Origin of the sequence: Pseudomonas purpurea, assembly GCF_039908635.1 — a bacterium.
Taxonomy (GTDB): domain Bacteria; phylum Pseudomonadota; class Gammaproteobacteria; order Pseudomonadales; family Pseudomonadaceae; genus Aquipseudomonas; species Aquipseudomonas purpurea.
Map to the genome: position 1 here is coordinate 1,152,684 of NZ_CP150918.1, position 21,535 is coordinate 1,174,218.

Below are 21,535 nucleotides of genomic sequence, written 5' to 3' on the forward strand. Positions count from 1 at the left end.
TGTTTGCTTCAAAAACAGTACGGACTATCAGGCAGTACTTCCGTCATACAGGTTGTGAAACGTGAAGATGACTGACTCATCAGCACCATGATGGATATATATCCAACCTCGGCTATCAGTTTCCCCTAACGATGGTTCCTTGCCGGTAATACGCACCGTCACCGGCACCTCAACGACCTTCTCCGTGAACGCAGAAGCAACACAAACCCCAGTCCTCCAACGTTCACCGGTCCCACCAATTTCACGAGGCCCATCACTATCAACCACTTTTACTTTGTTATTCCCCAGAAGCATCGGTAACGCCAAAGAGCTGAGATCCCACTCCAGCACCCTCAACCGCACTGAAAAACTCCCGCTTTTCGTGCTGTTAACGCAATTGAACGTCCAGCCCACACCGTCTGCCCCCAGCGTTTGAGGAATGTTCGGTTCAGGGCTCACGACGACCCCGAGGCTTGCGGCGTCCTCCGTTATTTCCAGAATCACCTTCTTGCCAAGCAACAAGCTCTGAGCTTTGGGCCGCACGGTTAAGGTATGCGTCGCACCGATGCACGGATACGCCGGGGCGCCCCCGAATACCCTGGCAAAGGTATCGAAATGTACGTCCACGTCCTCACTCAGATCCTGGGCAATCACTCGCCCCGGCAACTGCCAGTCCGGCAGTCTCGGGCTGGTCAATTTCAAGCCGAAGTAACCGCTTTTACCTGTGTCGGAAGTGATGGACCAACGCACGGACTGTCCTTCTTCCAGCGGTTGTGGCGCGCCCAACGGTGGAACAAACCTCAGGCCAAGTGCCTCGGCTTCCGATAGGTCTTGCAAGGTGACGCTGGAGCCAATCAACAAGCTACCGTTCTTGACCTTAAGCTCCAATTCATAGGCTTTACCACGTAACAGTGCGAGATCGCCCTTGGCCAGATCAACCTTCTCACCCTCCAGATACAGCTCGAATTCCTGTGCCCAGGCATCGTCCGTTAATGCAGTGACCTCAAACCGTTGGGTAATCTCTACCCCCTGATTCTCATGGGTCAGATCTGCCACGACGGTATGCTCACCTGCAGTGTCTGGCGTATAGAGATAGCGGGCCCAACCCAGCGGGTCGGTCACGGTAATCGCCTTGACGGCTTGTTCGCCGACAATGCGCCACTCAACCTCCACTCCCTCGACCGCTGCACCGGTTTCGCCGGACACTACCTGAACCCGCAACAGTACGCTCTCGTGGTTGCTCACCACCGGCTGCGCGAGCACCGGGCCGGCGTCACCGATCCCGTATCGTGCCTCGACGATTGTAAATGTGCGTGGCTCTGTCCATGAAGAACTGTCACCGTCGTCTGTCTGCTGCACCTCAATGGTGTACGTACCAAGGTCCCATGGCTCCTTTGCGGTCCAGCGCCAGGACGAGGAACCTTCGACGATACCAATCAGGTTCTCGGGGGCATCCTTGTGGCGCAGGCGTATCTGCCCCCGGCTTTCACCTTCGCCTCTGATCATGATGTGGCGAGTGGAGGGGCTACTGCCTTGGGTGGGTGCATTAATCACGGGGACTTTCGGCAGTTCTTTGACCGTGAACGCGTGCGGCTCGCTCCAGTCGGACTCAGGGCCTGCCTGCTGCTGTTTGACCTGAAGCGCATTGGGCCCAGGCACCAAGGGCGTCGCGGCCACGAACTCCAGCACGCCCTCCGCGTTCGCTGTGTCCGAGTGCAACGTCTCTGAGCCCTCAAGCCGCACTGTCATCAGCGCCGAAGGCAAGCCGATTACCCTGATGGTTGGACGCGTTGGGGTTTGGAACCCTGTCTCCGGCAGCACGAAGTATGGTGTTTCAGGTTTTTCCTCCACGGCCACGGTGAAGGTGCATTCGTCACTGGGGTCGGAATCTACACCGTTCACGGCTTGTATCGCCTTGACCGTGTTTTCCCCCGAATCCCACTCCTGAGAGGGCGTGAAGGTGCGGCTAGTCCCGGTGCCATCGAAGTCGCCGCCTACTGGACGGCCCTCCGCGGTGAGAAGCTTCAGCGTGACGATGCCGGAATAAACCTCGGTAACGCTCAGCTCCTGTCTCGCCGCAGCTGGGTTGGGCGGTGGGGCGATTGCCGGTGTCGGCGGTCTCGCTTTAAACGTGATGGGATCACTTTGCTGAGAGTCACGGCCAGCGGTTTGTACCACCCTGACCGTGTTTTCCCCCGAATCCCAGCCCTGAGAGGGCGTGAAGGTGCGGCTAGTCCCGGTGCCATCGAAATCGCCGCCTACTGGACGGCCCTCCGCAGTGAGAAGCTTCAGCGTGACGATGCCGGGGTACACATTGGTAACGGTTAGTGCCTGTCTCGTTGCGGCCGGGCTGGGTGGTTGGGTGATTTCCGGATTGGGCGGTACCACTTTAAACGTGAGCGCATCACTTCTATCGGACTCCACACTGTTAACGGTTTGTACCGCCCCGACCGTGTTATCACCCAGGCCCCAGTCCTGAGAGGGTGTGAAGGTGCGGCTAGTCCCGGTGCCATCGAAATCGCCGTCGATCGGATTGCCGAACCCATTGCGTAGCGTCGGGGTGACGATGCCGGAATACACGTTGGTAACGGTCAGTGCCTGTCTCATGGTGGCCGGGTTGGGCGGTCTGGCGATCTTCGGCGTGGGTGGTTTTACCTTGATCTCGAACGTCGGAGTCCAGTCAGACGGCACGCCCCCGACCAGTTGCCGGGCGGAAAGAGGATAGGGCCCCGCCGGAAGATCAGAGATGCCTGCATTTAGAGCCGCCGACCAGATGCCATTACTCACTGTCGCTGTGGCCAAAATGGGGGTTGAGTGGCTCTGTTGAACAACATTGACCGTCGCCCCGTCATGCCCCGTGCCGCTAAATGTTGGTCGAGGGGACGTTGGGGGTGTCGGCCCGGTGATCGCTGGAATAGGTGGTTTCACCGCAACCTCAGACAGATCGCTAGGGTCGGACGCGACACCGCCCACGGTTTGTACGACCTTGACCTTGGTGCCTAGTGGCCAGTCGGCCGTGGGTGTGAAGGTGCGGGTAGTCCCCGTGGTGCTGAAGGCGCCGGCTACTTCGGTGCCGGCCTCATTGAACATCTTCAGGGTGACGGTGCCGGAATAAACGCCGGTGATGGTCAGTACCTGTTTTGCTGCAGCCGGGTTGGGCGGTGGGGTGATTGCCGGCTTGGGCGGTTTCACTGTCAGTGTGACCAGATCGCTAGGGTCGGACGCGACACCGCCCACGGTCTGCACGACCTTGACCTTGTTGGAGCCCGGTGCCCAGTCCTGAGTGGGCGTGAAGGTACGGGAAGCCCCGGTGGTGCTGAAGGCGCCGGCTACTTCGGTGCCGGCCTCATTGAACATCTTCAGGGTAACGGTGCCGGAATAAACGCCGGTGATGGTCAGTACCTGTTTTGCTGCAGCCGGGTTGGGCGGTGGGGTGATTGCCGGCTTGGGCGGTTTCACTGTCAGTGTGACCAGATCGCTAGGGTCGGACGCGACACCGCCCACGATCTGCAGGACCTTGACCTTGTTGGTGCCCGGTGGCCATTTGGCCGTGCGTGTGAAGGTGCGGGTAGTCCCCTCGGGGCTGAAGTTGCCGACTATGTTGACGTTCGCCTCACTGAACATATACAGGCCGACGGTGCCGGACCAAACGTCAGTAATGGTCAGCACCTCTTTTTCATCGGCGGGGTTGGGCGGTCGGGTGATTGACGGTTTAGGTGGTTTTACATTGATCTCGAACGTCGGAGTCCAGTCAGACGGCACGCCCCCGACCAGTTGCCGGGCGGAAAGAGGATAGGGTCCCGCCGGAAGATTAGGGATGCTTGCATTTAGAGCCGCCGACCAGGTGCCACTTCTCACTGTCGCTGTGGCCAAAATGGGGGTTGAGTGGCTCTGTTGAACAACATTGACCGTCGCCCCGTCATGCCCCGTGCCGCTAAATGTTGGTCGAGGGGGCGTCGGGGTTGTCGGCCCGGTGATCACCGGTTTGGGCGGTTTCACTGTCAGCGTGACCAGATCGCTGGGGTCGGACGCGACACCGCCCACGGTCTGCACGACCTTGACCTTGTTGGAGCCCGGTGCCCAGTCCTGAGTGGGCGTGAAGGTACGGGAAGCCCCGGTGGTGCTGAAGGCGCCGGCTACTTCGGTGCCGGCCTCAGTGAGCATCTTCAGGGTGACGGTGCCGGAATAAACGCCGGTGATGGTCAGTACCTGTTTTGCTGCAGCCGGGTTGGGCGGTGGGGTGATTGCCGGCTTGGGCGGCTTCACTTTAAACGTGCGAGGAGCGCTGGCTGCGGAAGGCACCCCGTTCACGGTTTGTATCACCTTGAATGTCCGGGTGCCAGGCGGCAGTCCCGGGCTGGGGGTAAATGACCAGGTGTAATCAGCTTTTTTCGTAAAGCTTCCAGGCACTTCAGTGCCCGAACCCTCCAGCATTGTCAGCGTTGTCTCCCAATATATAGTGCGATTACCGTTGATCACCTGATTCTGCGCTATCGTCGAATCCTGCACAGGCCCAGTAATCACCGGCGGGTACGGCACAATGTTGAACGTAACCGGATCACTTCGATTCGAGGTTGCGCCGCCGAAGGTTTGTTCCGCGGTAATCGTCCAGGTGGCCGGCATCATGGCGTTAGGCGTGAATGTCCATAGAGCCTCGTCACTCGTGAATGTTCCTGGCAGCGCTACGCCGCCCCGGATCAGGGTCAATTTGGCTCCAGGGTAATACCCGGTGCCGCGGATTGCCTGTCCGGATTCTATCGGCGAGGTGGGTTGGGTGATCACCAGCTTCGGTGGTTTCACCACAACCTCTTTGCTATCTGCCCAGTCTGAACTGTGCCCGGTCTGCCTCCCAATCTGTTTTGCCGTGATGGTGTACTTAGCAACGGTCCACGGGACGGTGGTGGCAATCGACCAGGTGCCATCCGATCGAACCGTCGTGAGTAACTCAATACTGCCAACTCCCCCTTGAGCGTAGATATTTAGTGTGGCGTCCTTAAGCCCCCCGGTTCCGCTAATGGTGGGTTTGCCATCGGCAGCAACGGTGATGGTGGTGATTACCGGCTTGAACAATACCGCACAGCTGACGGGGTTCGACCTGTCGGACGGCTCACCGTTCAAGTTCTGCGAAGCCGTCAATACGATGGGGTCGGCCATCTCCAAAGGACTTGTCACTGTGACCGTCCACCTGTTATTGGACTGCACTGACCCCATCCCAATAGAACCATCCATGCCGGTATTGGACTTGAATAGTGCGACAGAGGCGCCAGCAACACCTGTTCCGCTTATTGTTGGTCGAGCCGTCCATACAACCCCGGGGTTGGTAATCACCGGCCTGGGCGGTTTTGGCGCCGTCATCGTCAGATTGTACGATTCCGCCCAGCCGCTGTTGATGCCCAGATGTTTGTAACGGATTTTGAAGTGAAACGTCCCGGGTTTGATGGCATTACCCGGTATCCACATTTTGAAATGGGGTGATGGGCTCTCGGTGGAATAGTGCGGATTGCTACTGCCCCAGAACTCCAGTTTCCATCCATTGGATACAACTGGGAAGGGGGCCCAGGCCTCCACATAAAACCCGTCTGTGGAAACAACAGCTCCTCCTCTTGGGGTCTCGATCTGTGGGTCAATATACAAGGGGTTCAAAGAATCATCCGTTTCGTCAGTCATGAGGTCAGCGCTCCCGAGTGGTGCATTCTCGTTCGTTGTTATAGCGCCACTTGTACCTGATTCATCTGCTCCAAAACCACCTGTCAGATTTGACAGGTACGACAAACGGTCGTGATGTTAAGTCAGGACGTCGGGCGCCGACCCTGTGTAAATCCGTTAACGTGATCACCCTGCGCAGCGACCTGTGCATCTACCTGATCGCCCCTTTGTGCGTTTTGGCCGCCACGGTTCAGTGACTTTTTTGCACTGATGTCGGCAGTCCATGTTTTCTCGATATTTCATATAAAAACCGAATAGGTTGAGCTAATTCGGTCTAAAGAAACCCTATCAACCTGTCAGGTCTGACAGGTTACACCTCCCGTGCTTATCGCTAGATTGATCCTGTCGGGCAGCTCTCAATGCCCCACCCCTACTTGGCAGGAGAACCATTGATATGGTCGTCGAAAACAACTCACTGATGAATGCGCTCGTCGAGATCGACAGTTCGCCGAAAAAAGGCCGGGCCAATTTCGAGACGGCCATGCAGAATCTGGGGTTCACCTCGGTCTTCGACATCGTTCGCCTGCCCAAGCCGGCGTTCGCTCGGCAGCTTGCCAGGTTCAGCGACGCCAATGCTGACCTCGCCTATGACAATGCCATGGGCTACGCGGCCCTGATTGCGCGCTTGTACCGTGAGTACAAAACCTCATCCGGCACCTTCCAGCAACTGGCCGAGCGCAGCGGCGTTCGCTCCCTTGTTCCCCTGGGGCCCACCTTCCCCAATCTGTTCAAGGAAAACTGGGACGAGTTCTGCAAGGTCGGGGCCATTGCCGCCATCGACTCACCGGTGGCCTACCTGAGCGCGCTGCGGGCGTTTATCCAGCAACTGGAAACAACGGGCTCTGACACTAAACGCATCTTGTTGGATAGCCGCCGCCCCGACCTGAAGGACCTGCTGATCACCCAGGAAAGTACTTTTACCCCGCGACCCATGCTGGAAATCGTCAACGAGGTGCTGGGCAAAAACCTGCGCACTTACCTGGATGGCATTGCGGCAGACAAAGGCAAGTCTACTCACCAGGTACTGACCGAGCGCCGCTACCCCTTCGAACTGCCCTACAACTTCTATCACCATCAATGTCAGCTGGGTTTATCCGACAAAAAACCGAGACTCGGGGAGTTGAATTACCAGGCCAGCCGGTTACTGCCAATCACACAGTCCGCCACCAATGCCTATGGCAAAGTGGGCCAGCCGGTTCTGCACGCGCAGCGGCTGTTGTCAGGGTTGAGTCCAGATCAGCAGAAACTACTGATCGAACCCTCGGTGTTCAGCAACTTTTACCTGACGCGCAGTGATTTGACCGTCGGTTGGAGTAGCGCTGGTAATACTTACCTTTGCCCCCACACGCCAATGGGGACCTGTTTTTTGTTGCCTTCAGGGCAAGCGGACGTCGGCGTCGTTGACCCCATTGCAAATATCCCCACCACTGTAGCGGATGCAGCAAACGTTGCCCCCGTGACCTTTCGCACGACTGGGAAAGACCAGATTGTGAGTCTGAGATTGAATTCCGCTACACCTACCAACTCCAATAAGTGGTTGCTCAACAAGTTACACGCAGCATCAGTGTTAACGATCACCTCATTCATCAAAGCCAGTACGGCACCGCCCACACCCACGGAGGCCGGTTACACCGCCACGTTTGATCTGATCACCGCCACCGGCACCGTTGCAGCCCCGGTGGTAAGTCTGGCCAAACAACGCTTCACCCTCACTCTGGATGAGCATTACAGCCTGACAACCGCGGAACACGCTTTCTTCCAACAGTCATACGGCGTTGTCATCACAGACGTATGGCCAGTGTCGAAGCTGGCCGAGCTGAACGACTTCATGCCGCGCACCGGGCTGGACGCCGAGCAGGTCGAAATGCTCTTGTCCCGGCAGCAGTACGCGGTGCGATTGTCACCTAACTGCCCCAGCAAAAATCTGCAACACGAAGGGGTGACGCTCCCTGACGTCACCACCAAGGTTTTGCTGTTCCCCCACTCGAACCACTATGGCGCCTGCTACGTCAATGGCACAGGCACCGGGGCGGATCTGTACGACAGCGAAACGCCACCCACCCCCGAGTCGATCATCCGTGATCAGTTCGATAATTCCATGGGGCTGGAGCAATTCGAAAAAGACGGCTCGAAATGCTGGCGCATGACCAAAACCTCGCTCGATCGTTTCGATCGTCTGCAGCGAATGATTCGTCTGCAACGCTGGATGGGCATTCCCTTCGCGAAACTGGACACCTTGATCGTCAGTGCGATCCGGGCCGAGGGCGAAACCAACCTGAGAATGGAACTCAACGAAAACACCCTGCGTGCACTCGGGGTCTATCGCCACCTGAACCAGCGTCATGGCATCGATCCACAGGAGTTCGCCGCGCTGATGCACGACCTCACGCCTTATGCCAGTGGCAAGGATGAGGTGCCGTTGCTCGACCAGGTGTTCAACCGGGTGCCGTTGTTCGATACGCCGCTGATCCTTGATCAAACGGTATTCACACTGATCGGCACCGACGCCGCCACGCAAAAGACCTTGCTGCAACTGTGCGCCGGCCTCCGTTTGCAGCCGACTGAAGACTCGTTGCTGTTGATTGCCAAACAGACCGAAATACACCTGAAGGCGCTCAAGCGTGACTTGCCCACCGTCTCGTCGCTCTACCGCCAGGCGCGGGTTGCGCAGCTCTTCGGTTACTCGGTCAACGACCTTCTGACACTGGCCAGCCTGCTCGGTGGTCACGCCTACAAAACGGCGCTGGCCAGTGGCCGCCTGAGCCCACGAACATCACCGGACACCCCGGACATCCTCGATGTGCTGATGCAACTGGACTGGGCTGTCGAATGGCTCAAGGGGAGCCAACAGACCGTTGCGCAGTTGCAACAGCGTCTGGGGCCCAATGTGCCGCTGGTAGCCGCCGATGAGTTGGAAGGCACTCAGGTGGTCGGTGCCCTGGGGTTTGCGCCTCTGCCCGATGACCTGCTCAAGCGTCTGGCCAAGTTGCATGACGATACGGTCCTTAGTGTGGTGACCAGGGCGCAGGTCGCTGCTCTGGGGTTGCCTACCCATGATGACAGGCCGACTCCAGGTGCACTCAACTGGTTCGGAATGCTGGTCAGCCACGGGCTGCTCAATGACGCTGGCCTGTCGCTTGGGCTGGATCGTGATTTGAGTCTGGTGGACGAGCCGGTCACGTGGCTCAGAACGAAGGTTGAGGCGCTGGTCAATCCACTCAATTTGACAGGGCCAGTCAAACTGGCCGGCACGGAAAAACTCGTCGCGCTGCTGCTCGGTGCGTATGACCGGCAAACCCAGTTGCTCGAAGGCTTGTTTCAGGAAGCCGCCAAGCTACCGCCGGAACGCTGCGTTGCGGTTATCCACTGGGCCGGTTCTAAGGTCTACAACATCCTGCGGGAAGCGCTTTTGGGGGAAACGAATCCCGGATTGATCGAGCATTTTCAACGTGTTTCGCGGCATGCCGAAATCGCCCTGAGCCTACGGTTGAGCGACAGCGCGCTGCGCGTATTTTTGGTCAACCCCGACTGGTTGGGTGAATACCCCGGAACCAACAGTGAGTCTTCGCTCGCCGACCTCTACCTGTTTGAGCGCTTCAGCCAGTGGCTGCACAGCCAGAGCCAGTCGGAAGACAGCGTGTTGAGTTACTTCAGCGTCGCCAACCCGGCCAGCTCCAAACTGAAAAACAAGGCCCTGCGCCAGATCGCCAGTGAAACGGCCAACAGTGCATTGGCCCGGTTGCTGGAGTGGCCCGAAACAGAAATCGCGACCCTGACCAATACCTTGCCTGACAGGCGTGCCTGTTCGATGGCGCAGGTGGACTGGGTCCGCCGTTGCCAGGCGAGTTGCCAGGCCAGTGGGTTGTCCGCCAAAACGCTGCTGGAAGCTACCAGTCTGAACGCCCAGAGCACCCTGAATGCCTGGAAATCCGTCGGTGACGCCGTCATGGCCACCAGCCCCGACGCTCATCCATCACTTGCGAGTGTTTAAGGAACGATCATGACGACTGCCTTCAATGCCCCACTCAATGAAGCCCTGCGTGACGCGATGCTTGCGCTGTATTTGCATGAAGCCGTGCCCAAAGATCAGTACCTGATTGACCAGGGGCTGGCCAACCAGATCACTACCCCCAACGACCTTTATGAGCTCTGGTTGCTGGATGTGCTGGTCAGCCAGAATGTGCCCACCAGTCCGGTCGCCTGTGCCATTGCCAGCCTGCAGCAACTGGTCAACAGCATGATGCTGAACATGGAGCCCGGTTACAGCGACCACGGTCTTACCACCAAGCAGACCAAGGCCTGGCGCGACGGCCTGAACCGTTACCCGATCTGGGCGGCCATTCAGCAATTGCATCACTTCCCGGACATCTATCTGGACCCGACGCTACGCCTGACCAAGACCGACAGTTTCGAGCAGTTGGAAAACGACATCAACCAGGCGCAGATCCAACCCGACACCGTGCAGGCGGCGGTGCTGGCCTACCTCGGGCGCTTCGAAGAAATCGCCAACCTGAAAATCTGCAATGGCTACATCGACAATGAATGTGAAGACTTTGCCAACAGCACCTATTACTTCATAGGCAAGTCTCCGGCCGAAAATGCTTATTACTGGCGTTCACTGGACATGAGCCAGCGCGCTCTGAAGCCTCCCGCGAAGGGCTCCGAAGTTTTCCCGGATAAGTACGACAAGCCCCTGCCCAATGCCTGGTCAGACTGGAAACGAGCCAATGTGCCGATCTCGGAGAAGGCCCTGGAGCACACGATCCGCCCGTGCTGGTTCAATAACCGCCTGTTCGTGATCTGGGCCGAGGTGGAGTTTCAGGACACGGACGCGATCGTGCCCGAGGGCAAAGCCGACACGTCCGTCAAGGTGCATCCGCGGTTCCGTTTGTACGCCAGCTACAAGAAATACGATGACAGCTGGAGCACGCCACGGGTCTACATCGAAAACTATTGCCAGACTCCCGCCCTGCTTACAAAGACGCCGGACCAGATCGAAAGGGAAACCCAAACCATCGCCGTGTATGACCACTCGACGTCGCCCGAGTCGATGGTGTTCATGCTGTATTCCAACTATCAACCCCCATCGACCACGCCGGATCCTACGGGAAGTGGAGACAAGTACGACTTTCTAAGAACCGTACAAATCGACAAAAACTTCAACGTGACGTCGTTGTTTCCGTCGCACGGCGTTGTACCCAATGTCAAACCGAGCGCGATGGAACTCACGCCAAAGGACGACGAATCAGGCAGGGCGCATGTGTTGTTGATTGGCTATATCTTCGCCAACTCCAACAAGAACGCTGGCCGTTTTCAATACTGGCTTCCGACCAGCACGCGAGAGTTCGGTGCAGTAACGCAACACATCCCAAAGGAAGAGACAAACACTTGGGATTTCGGTGATTGGCAGTCGCGAATCAAGACCAGCGAAAAAGATGTCGATCTCGTTTACAACCGAACCACTTCCAACATCGATTTGACGGTAACGCTGAATGAGGAATTTAGTCAGTCCCCTCGTCGTGGTTACCAAATGTTCATCGGACACCCCAAGGATGTCTTGTTCGGTAACTTTCCCGAAACATTCGAGGGCATGCGTACGCTGTTCTCCTCTCCCATCTTAGATAGATTGTCCAGAGATTTGAGTCATGAGTACTCATTCTCGATCGACCAGACCACCCACCAGGCTGGTGGCTGGCCAGTGACCTGGCCTGCTGAACCGAGAGACGTAACAATTCCGCTTATTTATGGGGTGTTGATCTATGAGGGGTCCCTCGCGTTTAACCCTACCCGTATCGTTTGGACCCTCAAAGGCGGAGCCCTCAAGGCGCTGACTGTCGGCTGGGGGGAGGAACTCAGCGGAGTGCCACAAGTAGCTCCGAGCATCAACAGCCTGGCTGACCCGTCTCTGGGCTACAGTCCTTCCCTGGGCAAGGCCCAGTTCATTGATTTCACGGGTTCAAGCATCAATTTCAGTGACGGAGACACTTCGGAGAGTCGGGCCCCTATCCGAATGAACACCACCTTCGCCCGGAGCCTGATCGAACTCGCCGAGTCCGGTATGGAATCACTGCTGTGCTGGGACACCCAGCACCTGAAGGAACCGCCGATCTCTGCCGATCTTGGCTCGGAGCCCATGGACTTCTCGGGCGCCTACTACCTGTATTTCCTTGAGCTGTTCCTGTACCTGCCGTGGCTGGTGGCTTACCGCTTGAACGAAGAGCAGCAGTACGACGAAGCCAAACACTGGCTGTCTTATGTCTTCGACCCCTCGCGCAAAAGCGACGCCAAGGGGCATCCCGGCTATTGGCAAGCGGTGCCGTTGGAACAATCCGTATGGCCCGCTCCGGCGGATCCGAGCCAGGCGATTTTGTACCCGGATGACCCACACCAGATCGCCCTGAGTTTCCCGGTGCATTTTCGCAAGGCCCTGTATGGCCTCTACATCGATATCGAGAGCAACCAGGCGGACCTGGGCCTATCGGGAATTGACGCCGGACGGGCTGGCGGAGGCCAAGCTGCGTTATGTCCACATCTTGGATTTACTGGGCGGACGCCCGGATGTGAAGCAAGTGGACGACTGGGCGCCGATCAGTCTGGAGAAATTGAGCACGGCCAGGAATCGGGAGCTGCGCGAATTTGAACAACAGTTGATCGTTCATCAGCGACAGTTGCAGGAAGATCCACCCTTGCGTATTGGCAAAGCCCCGGCCTCGGAAGTTGCACCGTTGCTGTGCCTGCGGCCCTATACCGATGACTCGTCCCTGTCGAGCGTTGACAATCCCTATTTGCGCCGCCCCTTCAACCCCGAGTTGATCCAGCGCTGGGAGCGCGCCGAGAGCCGTCTGTACAACCTGCGGCACAACCTCGACATGGCAGGCAATGCCTTGAACCTGCCCCTGTTTGCCGCACCACTGGACCCGCGCGCGTTGCTCGCCGCCTGGAGCCAGGGCTTGTCCGGTGCTGCCCTCAGCCGTCTGTTGAGCCCGCAGATTCCCCATTACCGCTTCAGTTTCATGTTCGCCCTCGCACAGAACGCAGTGGACAGCGTGATCCAGTTCGGTTCGACCCTGTTGTCGTTGATCGAGCGCAAAGAGCAGGCGCAATACCTGGAGCTGCAACAGCAACAGGCCTGGAACCTGGCGAAAATGGCCGTGGATATTCAGGTCCAGGCCGGGAAAATCGACGAAAAAAACAAGGAAGCATTGCTGGCCAGTCAGGCGGTCATCGCCGCACGGGTCGGTTACTACGAGAAGTTGGTGAATGATGGCGTGAGCGCAGGAGAAATAGCTGCGGGTGCTGCGTACTTTTTGGGGGGAGTGGCCCAAGCTGCGATACCCAAAATTCAAGTTTCAGCCGAAAGCGCAAAGGTCGCACCGAACATCGTCGGCTTTGCGGTGGGTGGTCAACGTCTTGAGGGGGCGGCCAATGCTGTTATGGCCGGGTTTCAAACAGTTTCGACAACTCTTTATACCGCCGGCCAGGCTATTGATCGCACAGTACAATTCCACCGCCGCGCCCAGGAATGGACCCAGGCCCGCGACCAGGCAAAACTCGAAGCCGAACAAATCAAGGCGCAACTCGCCGTGTTTGACGCGCAACACACCGCCACCCAACTGCAACTGCGTCAGGCGCAAACAGCATTGAACCAGGCCAGGGCCACCCATGATTTCCTGCTGAGCAGCAACCGCTTCAGCAAGTCCCAGACCTATGACTGGCTCAACAGCAAGTTCGCCAGCTTCTACTCCACCGCCTACAACACCGCACAATCACTGTGTCAGATGGCCGAAGCCTGCTGGCAGTACGAAATGGGCGATTTCACTCAGACCTTCATCCGTCCCAGTGCGTGGAATTCCAGCTACCGCGGCCTCGGTGCCGGGGAAGAATTGAAAATGAGCCTGCAGCGGATGCACGCCGAGTACCTGAAAAACAATAGGCGCGAGCTGGAAATCAGGAAGACGGTGTCGCTGAAAGATCTACTGGCGAAGGATTCAACTTCACCGGTCAACAAAAACTGGGCTGGCATTAAAAGTGATCTGGAGAGCAAAGGCACCTGTGAATTCGAACTGACGCAAAAAATGTTCGACGATGATTACAAAGATCAGAAGCACTACCTGCGACGGATCAAAACCATCAGCGTGTCCCTGCCCGTCACCCTTGGGCCTTATCAAGACATCTGCGCCGTTTTGAACCAGAGCTACAGCAAGGTAGAAATGGCCGCCACCATCGGCAACGTCAAAGAAAACCTGAGGGCGAGCCAGCAGATCGCGCTCTCTCACGGTGTCGATGACAACGGCCAGTTCCAGCTCAACTTCCAGGATGAGCGCTACCTGCCCTTCGAGTACACCGGGGCCATTTCACGCTGGACCCTGAGCTTCCCAAACAAGGAAGCCCAGAGCGCCATGCTCAAGTCCCTGAACGACATCATCGTGCATGTGAGTTACACGGCCAGACGCGAGGGGGGAGCGCTATGAACGAACAGCCGCAATCCTCGATACAAATCAATCCCCCCTCCCTGCCCAAGGGCGGCGGGGCCATCCAAAGCATCGGCAAGGGCTGGGGCGGCGTGGGCACCAACGGTGCGGCGTCGCTGGAGTTGCCTTTGCCGATTCCCCCCGGGCGCGGCTTCGCGCCTGCGCTGGGGCTGGGCTACAGCAGTGATGTCGGCAACAGCCCGTTCGGGATTGGTTGGCGGATGACGGTCAATGCCATCACGTTGCGTACCACCAAGGGCGTGCCGACCTACGATGGCAGTGACCAGGTGGTGGGGCCGGGCGGCGAGGTGTGGATGCCCGAGCGCACTGAAAGCGATGGCTCGTTGATCTTCAGAACCGCAACCACTTACAACGGTGTGTCGCTGGGAGTCGAGCACCGGGTAGTGCGTCATTGGCCTAGGGTCGAGGGCGGTTTCGACCTGATCGAACATTGGTCCACCGTCGCCGATCCCGCAGGATTCTGGCTGGTCCACGGTGCCGATGGCAGCCTGCATCTGTATGGCAAGACCCAGGATTCGCGCCGGGGCCGACCCGATCCATCCACAGCATGTTGGCGTGTGGATGATCGACGAAAGCCTGAACACCCGAGGCGAACATATCGTCTTCGAGTACAAGCCCGAAGACGACGCCCCCGCACCCCCGCAGTTGCGCGACTACCGCGCGCAGCGCTACCTCAAGCGTGTGTGCTATGGCAATGCACAGGCCCACCCGCACCTGTACGCCTGGGTTGCCGACAGCTGGAAAAAGCAGCAATGGCATTTTCACCTGGTGTTCGATTATGGCGAGCGCAGCACGGTGCTTGAGACGGCGCCCACCTTCGATGAGACGCAGGCATGGCCTGAGCGCAGCGATCCGTTCTGGAACTACGCCTACGGTTTTGGACTCGGCACCCGGCGCCTGTGCCGGCAAGTGTTGATGTTTCACCATTTTCCCGAACTCGGTGAAACGCCGGTGCTGGTCCAGCGCCTGCTGCTGGAGCACCGGCCGAGCCCGTTGGGCTACAACCACCTGACGGCCGCTCACCTCCAGGCCTATGACAGCCTGGGGCAGGTTGAAAGCCGGCCGCCGATGGAGTTCAGCTACAACGCGTGGGAACCCGAGCTGCATTCCCCCGGCTGGGCTGCATTCGCGGACATGCCCGGACTCAACGACGGTCAGCGCTATCAACTGGTGGACCTATACGGCGAAGGCCTGCCGGGTGTGTTGTGTCGCTATGACAAGGGTTGGTACTACCGTGAACCGTTGCGCGCCGACACGGGCGGTGACGATGTGAGTTACAGCGACTGGAAGTTGCTGGAGAGCATTCCGGTGGCCGACAGCAGCAAACCTACCCGCCAGTCCCTGACGGACCTGACCGGCGATGGCAAGCTGGACTTGGTGATTGCGTCGCCTGGGATGAGTGGTTTTTTCACCCTCGACCCTGATCGGAACTGGTCGGACTTCGTGACCTTCGATGCCTTCCCCAGCGAGTTTTTCCACCCCAAGGCACACATGGCCGACCTGGTCGGTGACGGCCTGAGCGACATGGCGCTGATCGGCACCCGCAGCGTGCGCCTGTACGCCAACCGCCGCGAGGCCGGGTTCGCCGACGGCATCGATGTGCCTCATCCGGATGCAGCGGACCCGGACGATGATGACTTGCCAGTGTTGAGCAACACCCCGACCGAAGTGGTGGCCTTCGCCGATGTGCTCGGCAGCGGACAGGCGCACCTGGTGCGCATCCGTCATAACGAGGTCAAATGCTGGACCAACCTGGGGCAGGGGCGTTTCGGCAAGGGCTTTGTGCTGTGTGCCTTGCCGTTCGATTACGCCGATTTCAATGCCGCGCAGGTGCTGTTGGCCGACCTCGACGGTTCGGGCGCGGCTGATTTGATCTATCTGGAGCCTGATCGCCTGCGGGTGTTTATGAACCGTGCCGGAAACGGTTACGCGAAAGACTCCGTCGACCTGCTCTGGCCCGAAGGCGTGCGCTACGACCGGTTCTGCCAGGTCAGCACCGCCGACCTGCAAGGGTTGGGCTGCTCCAGCGTGATCCTGACGGTGCCCCACATGGCGCCACAGCACTGGCGTTACGATTTCGTCAAGGCCAAGCCTTACCTGGTTAACGGAACCTGCAACAACATGGGCGCCAGCAGCCGCGTTAACTACCGCAGTTCGGCCCAGGAATGGCTGGACGAGAAGCAGGAGCAGCACGGTGACGGGGTAGAAAACCCGGTGTCTGGGCTACCGTTTGCCATGCACCTGGTGAGCCGGCAAACCCAACTCGATGACATCACCGGTAACCGGCTGACTCAGGGTTTCACTTACCGAGGCGGTTATTACGACCGTTTCGAACGAGAGTTCCGGGGCTTTGCGCTGCTGATGCAGACTGACACCGAGGCCACTTCGGCTGAACGTGCAAGTACCGGTTTTACCGCGCCGATCCTGAGCAAGACCTGGTTCCATACGGGCGAACTCATCGACTCGTCGAGGGACGGTTACTACGGGCTCGATCCGCTGGCGGTTCCCCTCAAACCGACGTTGCTGCAGAACTACCACTTCAACGACCGCGCGGCGCAACCACTCACTGCACCTGACGAAGACATCGCCCGCGAAATCGCCCGCAGCCTGAGCGGCAGGGTTGTGCGCTCGGAGGTCTATGCGAAGGACGATGCCCCGGACACGGCCGTGCCGTATGTCGTCCAGGAGAGCCGCCATCTGGTGCGGGTCTTGCGCCCCAAAGGCGAGCACCATCCCTACGCCGTGCTCCAGCCCCTGGAGCTGGAGTCGATCGGTTATCACTATGAACCGCAGCTCCAGGACGACCCGTTGTGCCAGCACAGCCTCAACCTGGAGTGGGACGAATATGGCAGCGTCGTTCACGCGTGCACCGTGCACTACGCGCGGCGTAAAACCGTCGACGACACGCCGCCTTTCAGTGACGAACATCAGAAGAACTGGTGGAAAGACGCTCATGACGATGCCCAGCAACAGTGGTACCTGACGCAGACCAAAGCGCTGCACATCCACCATCTGGGTAAAGACGAGCCAGACCTTGAAGCCTGGCGCCTGGGCCTGCCTTACCAGCAGCGCAGCAATGCGCTGGTCCTGGACAAGGCCGCCCTGAGCCCTGGCTTGATCAACCAGGAAAACTTCCTTGAATGGTTCACGACGGGCGGGAAATGGGCAGAAAAACCCGAACTGACCGGTTTGTCCTTGCAGCACTACATGGACCCCGACAGCGGTCAGGTTCTGGCCCCGGGCAAGGCCACCTTCGAAGCGTTACCCGCCTATGTGGAAACGGCGGAACTGGACGAAGTTGCCCTGAGCGCTTACGACAAGCTCAAGGACGAGCAGGGCAACATGCCCTTCAATCTGAAAGAAAAACTCGAATCGCCAGAAGTCGGTTACCACATCATGGATCGGTTCCTGCCCGAGGTGAAAAAGGAACCGATTACAGACCTGGATAACGCGAAAAACTACTTGTGGTCCGTGCACCGGGGCTTTCCCGCTTACCATGGGCTGGACGGTTTTTATAACGTCAAAGCGTTCCAGGAAACCCGAAGCCACGGCATTACCCAGGTCACCTACGACGACTATTGGTGCCTGACGACCGCCGTCACATTGCCGGACGGTTGCACCACCCGTAGCCTGGGCATCGACTATCGGTCATTCCTGCCGGCGGCCATCGAGGACCCCAATCGCAACACTCAGGAAGCCCGATACAGTGCGTTCGGTGAACCGCTGGTGACCAGTTTCTACGGCACAGAACTGGGAGAACCAGTCGGCTTCCACTCCTTGCGCCTCTACTTGCCACTGGACGACCGCGACCCCGCTATCGCCATTGCCGACCCGAAAGCCGCCATCGGCAATTTCGCCAGCGCCAGTTTCTGGGACACTTTCAGCTGGATGGGCCGGGTCTCCCGGACGTCACCGCCGTCCCCGCAATGGTTGAGTTGGGCCCGGGCCGAAGGTTTTGTATTGCCCAGTGGACACCTCTGCAACAGGGCCCGGCAGCACTTTGAAGGCCTGGAAAACCCCGACGCGAACGAGTTGATCCTCAAGGCGCAGATCGACGCCGCACACCGTGAACCGGTGTATTCCGTTGGCCTGTTGGCCGACCGCTACCCTGGCGACGACGAGCTGCAAGTGCGGGTGAGCATCGCCTGCCTGGACGGTTTCGGCCGGGCGCTGCAAACCAAGCAGGAGGTCGAACCGGGCAAGTCCTGGCGGGTTGATGAAAACGGCGAGTTGATCCTCAAACCCGACGGTACGCCTGAAGAGGCCGACGTCCCGCGACGCTGGCGGGTGAGTGAACCGGTCGAGTACAACAACAAGGGCGAGAAGGTGCGGATCTATCGACCTTATTTTGCTGACCAGCCACGTTACATCAATGATCGGTCGATGCGGCAACACGCCTACCACGACCAGCAGTTCTACGATGCGGCAGGCCGCCCGACCGAGACCGTGCTGGCGAAAAAGATGCTGCAAGGCAATCCGCCGCAAGAAAAACCGCTGCGCCGGGAGCAGCAGTACCGCACCTGGTACAACATTGCCTTCGATGAGAACGATCTGTTTGATCCGCCTCCCATCGCTCAGCGGCGATCTCCATGGACGGGTGAATGAACCCAGGTGTGGATTCACACACCCCGCACCTGACGGTCATTGACGGCCGTGGGTTGCCGGTGCGTCAGGTCGCGTATTGGCGGCGAGACGTCAGCACGCTCGTCCCCGAGAGGCGGGTGACTGCCCAGCAGCATGACGCCGCCGGGCGGTTGGTGGCGCAGCGTGATCCGCGATTGCTGGCGCCAACGGAGCGACCGAACCTGAGCACGGTTTACAGCCTGTCGGGGGCGGTGTTGCTGACGGACAGTGTCGATGCCGGGTGGCGTCTTGGGTTACCGGGTGAGGCCGCGCAGGTGCTGGAGCGCTGGGATGGTCGGGGCAGTCATTGGCAGCACGAGTTCGACGAACAACGGCGGCCGACGGCGATTCGTGAACAAACACGGGGAGCAGGCGCCACGACTGTGGAGCGCCTGGCCTACGCCGACAATGCGCCTGAATTTGCTGAGCGCAACCAGTGCGGGCAGCTGATTCGCCACGATGATCCGGCGGGCACGCAGTGGTTCGCGGCGTTTGGGCTGATGGGCGGGCTGCTGGAGCAGATGCGGCAGTTTCTGTCTGAGCTGGATGCCCCCGACTGGCCGGTGCTGGTGGCGGATCGAGGCAAGTTGTTTGAGCCGGGTGTTGGCGCCACGACCCGTTCACGCTTCAACCCAGTGGGCGAGGTGATCGAACAGATCGACGCCAAAACCAACCGACAGTTTTTCAGCCAGACCGTCGGCGGCCAGTTGCGTGAGGTTCGCCTTCAACTGCCCAAAGATCCCGCGCCGAAAACCCTGGTCAGCGAAATCCAGTACAACGCCCACGGCCAGATCGAGCGGGAAACCGCCGGTAACGGTGTACTCACCACGCTGGAATACGCCGCTGAAGATGGCCGCCTCAGTCGACTTCAGGCCAAACGCGGCAACGACGATCTGCAAAATTTGCACTACGAGTACGACCCGGTGGGCAACGTATTGAGCATCGAAGACGCCGCACTGCCAATTCGTTACTTCGCCAACCAGCGCATCGAACCGATCAACCGCTACTGTTACGACAGTCTCTACCAATTGATCGAAGCCACGGGTTGGGAGGCGGGTGCTGCCCATCAAGGTCCGTCTTCATCCACCAGCGCTGATCCCGCCGCCGTGGGCAATTACCGCCAGACCTATCGCTACGATGCGGGCAACAACTTGTTGGAATTGACCCACGTCGGCCCGCAAAACCCCGGCCATCGTCTGGCCGCTGCGGCGCACAGCAACCGTTGCCTGCCAGTGCGCAACGGCGTGGAACCGGGCGAGGAAGACTTTCGCAACGGCTTCGATGCCAACGGCAACCTGCTCAACCTGCAACCGGGGCAAGCCTTGAGGTGGGACCTGCGTAACCAGTTGCGCGAAGTGCGCCCGGTCGAGCGCGACAGCGGCCCCGATGATCGTGAGTGCTACTTTTACGGTGCCGACGGGATGCGCGTGCGCAAAGTGCGTTCGACACACACCAAGGCCCAAACGGTCATTGCAGAAGTCCGTTATCTGCCGGGCCTGGAACTGCGCACCCACAGCGGCACCGGCGAAGTCTTACAGGTGATCAGCGTTCAGACCGGGCGCGGCAGCGTGCGGGCGTTGCACTGGGAAGCGCAGCGCCCTGCGCAAATTGCCAACGACCAGCAGCGCTACAGCCTGAGCGATCATTTGGGTTCATCCACATTGGAGCTGGATCACGACGCGAAGGTCATCAGCCAGGAACGCTACTACCCATTCGGCGGCACAGCGTGGGTGGATGGCGAGGCGGTGCAGGTCAGTTACAAAACGGTGCGCTATTCGGGGAAAGAGCGGGATGCGACGGGGCTTTATTATTATGGGTTCAGGTATTACGTGGCGTGGCAGCAGCGGTGGTTGAATCCGGACCCGGCGGGTGAGGTGGATGGACTGAATATGTATCGCATGGTCAAGAGCAACCCATTGACGATGCAGGATGTGAGTGGATTGGCGGGAGAGAGCGCAACTTATGAGGTTGACCTCACCCGGTTCTCGGTAGGAAAGCTTCAGGACCAGCTTTCCGTAACGTCAGTTAGCGAGTTTGATAGAGCGAGCAAACGCTACGTCCGATCAACGAGTTTTACAGTGGTTGAGGTTGGGGCTGACAAAAGCCCTGTAAGTGCAGAGCAGGCGAAAGAAGCGGCGCTTTTGTTTAGAAAAACCTATGAGAACTGGGCGGGGGATGCAGATGATTCACCCTGGGCAAAGTTATCACTAGATGTGAGGGCTAAGTTTACCCGGTATTCCGATCAGGCAGACAACGTATTGGGTGCACTGGACAGACGATTCACGGAGGGAAAGACCTTGCCCGTAGCGGAGGATTTGCGTGTCCGTTTTTTTGCGCTGGTTAAAAATCAGGAAGGGGAGCAGGCACGAAAAATTTATGGCGTACTAAGCGTCGATGTCGATACGTCGGACCCCAAAAACATTGCTGTGAAGTTCGAATCGCCGACGCCATCACCTTGGACACGTCATGATCTGCTCCAGCAGCTGGTAAAATCTGGCAAGAGTGGAGACCGGACTCCCGCAAGAGGCATTGGCAAGTTCATGGCGATAAACGCGATGGTGCGAATCACCAAGAACCTGACACCCGCGCGAGGGTTTGGCCCTGTGCGAAATGATCGTTACATCAAAGAAATCAGAAGTTACGGAGGGCGAACCGTTGCTGGGAAATGAGTGTACGCATCACTTACTGTAAATCAGTCCTCCTGCGGGTCGTTACCAGACCTCTCTTCGATGATT

Annotated in this window: 5 protein-coding genes and 1 pseudogene; 5 read left to right on the forward strand and 1 reads right to left on the reverse strand. The window is 58.6% G+C overall.

The window, feature by feature from the left end:
• Positions 1-27: 27 nt before the first annotated feature.
• Positions 28-5,646, reverse strand: a complete 5,619-nt coding sequence (locus AABM54_RS05200; protein WP_347904244.1) for a hypothetical protein — start codon at positions 5,644-5,646, stop codon at positions 28-30.
• Between the two features lie 433 nt (positions 5,647-6,079).
• On the opposite strand from AABM54_RS05200, the gene AABM54_RS05205 reads away from it, so the two are divergent.
• The 5 genes and pseudogenes from AABM54_RS05205 (at position 6,080) to AABM54_RS05225 (ending at position 21,469) form a co-directional block, all read left to right on the forward strand.
• A complete protein-coding gene (locus tag AABM54_RS05205) occupies positions 6,080-9,676 on the forward strand; it encodes a Tc toxin subunit A (RefSeq protein WP_347904245.1) in 3,597 nt (1,198 codons plus the stop codon).
• Between the two features lie 9 nt (positions 9,677-9,685).
• Positions 9,686-12,325 carry a neuraminidase-like domain-containing protein gene (locus tag AABM54_RS05210; RefSeq protein WP_347904246.1) on the forward strand — a complete coding sequence of 880 codons (2,640 nt, stop codon included), beginning with the start codon at positions 9,686-9,688 and terminating at the stop codon, positions 12,323-12,325.
• Entirely contained in the window at positions 12,246-14,156 is a 1,911-nt protein-coding gene (locus tag AABM54_RS05215) for a hypothetical protein (RefSeq protein WP_347904247.1), read from the forward strand. The genes AABM54_RS05210 and AABM54_RS05215 overlap by 80 nt, the downstream gene beginning before the upstream one ends.
• Positions 14,153-18,782, forward strand: a pseudogene (locus AABM54_RS05220) (SpvB/TcaC N-terminal domain-containing protein). Before AABM54_RS05215 ends, AABM54_RS05220 begins: the two are co-directional and overlap by 4 nt.
• Complete coding sequence (locus tag AABM54_RS05225; RefSeq protein WP_347904249.1) at positions 18,779-21,469, forward strand: RHS repeat-associated core domain-containing protein; 2,691 nt, start codon at positions 18,779-18,781, stop codon at positions 21,467-21,469. Before AABM54_RS05220 ends, AABM54_RS05225 begins: the two are co-directional and overlap by 4 nt.
• The last annotated feature ends 66 nt before the right edge of the window (positions 21,470-21,535 follow it).

What these genes read in the sequence shown, in the direction of transcription:
- AABM54_RS05200 (WP_347904244.1), bottom strand. Translation starts at nt 5,646, where the DNA reads ATGACTGACGAAACGGATGATTCTTTGAACCCCTTGTATATTGACCCA.
- AABM54_RS05205 (WP_347904245.1), top strand. Translation starts at nt 6,080, where the DNA reads ATGGTCGTCGAAAACAACTCACTGATGAATGCGCTCGTCGAGATCGAC.
- AABM54_RS05210 (WP_347904246.1), top strand. Translation starts at nt 9,686, where the DNA reads ATGACGACTGCCTTCAATGCCCCACTCAATGAAGCCCTGCGTGACGCG.
- AABM54_RS05225 (WP_347904249.1), top strand. Translation starts at nt 18,779, where the DNA reads ATGAACCCAGGTGTGGATTCACACACCCCGCACCTGACGGTCATTGAC.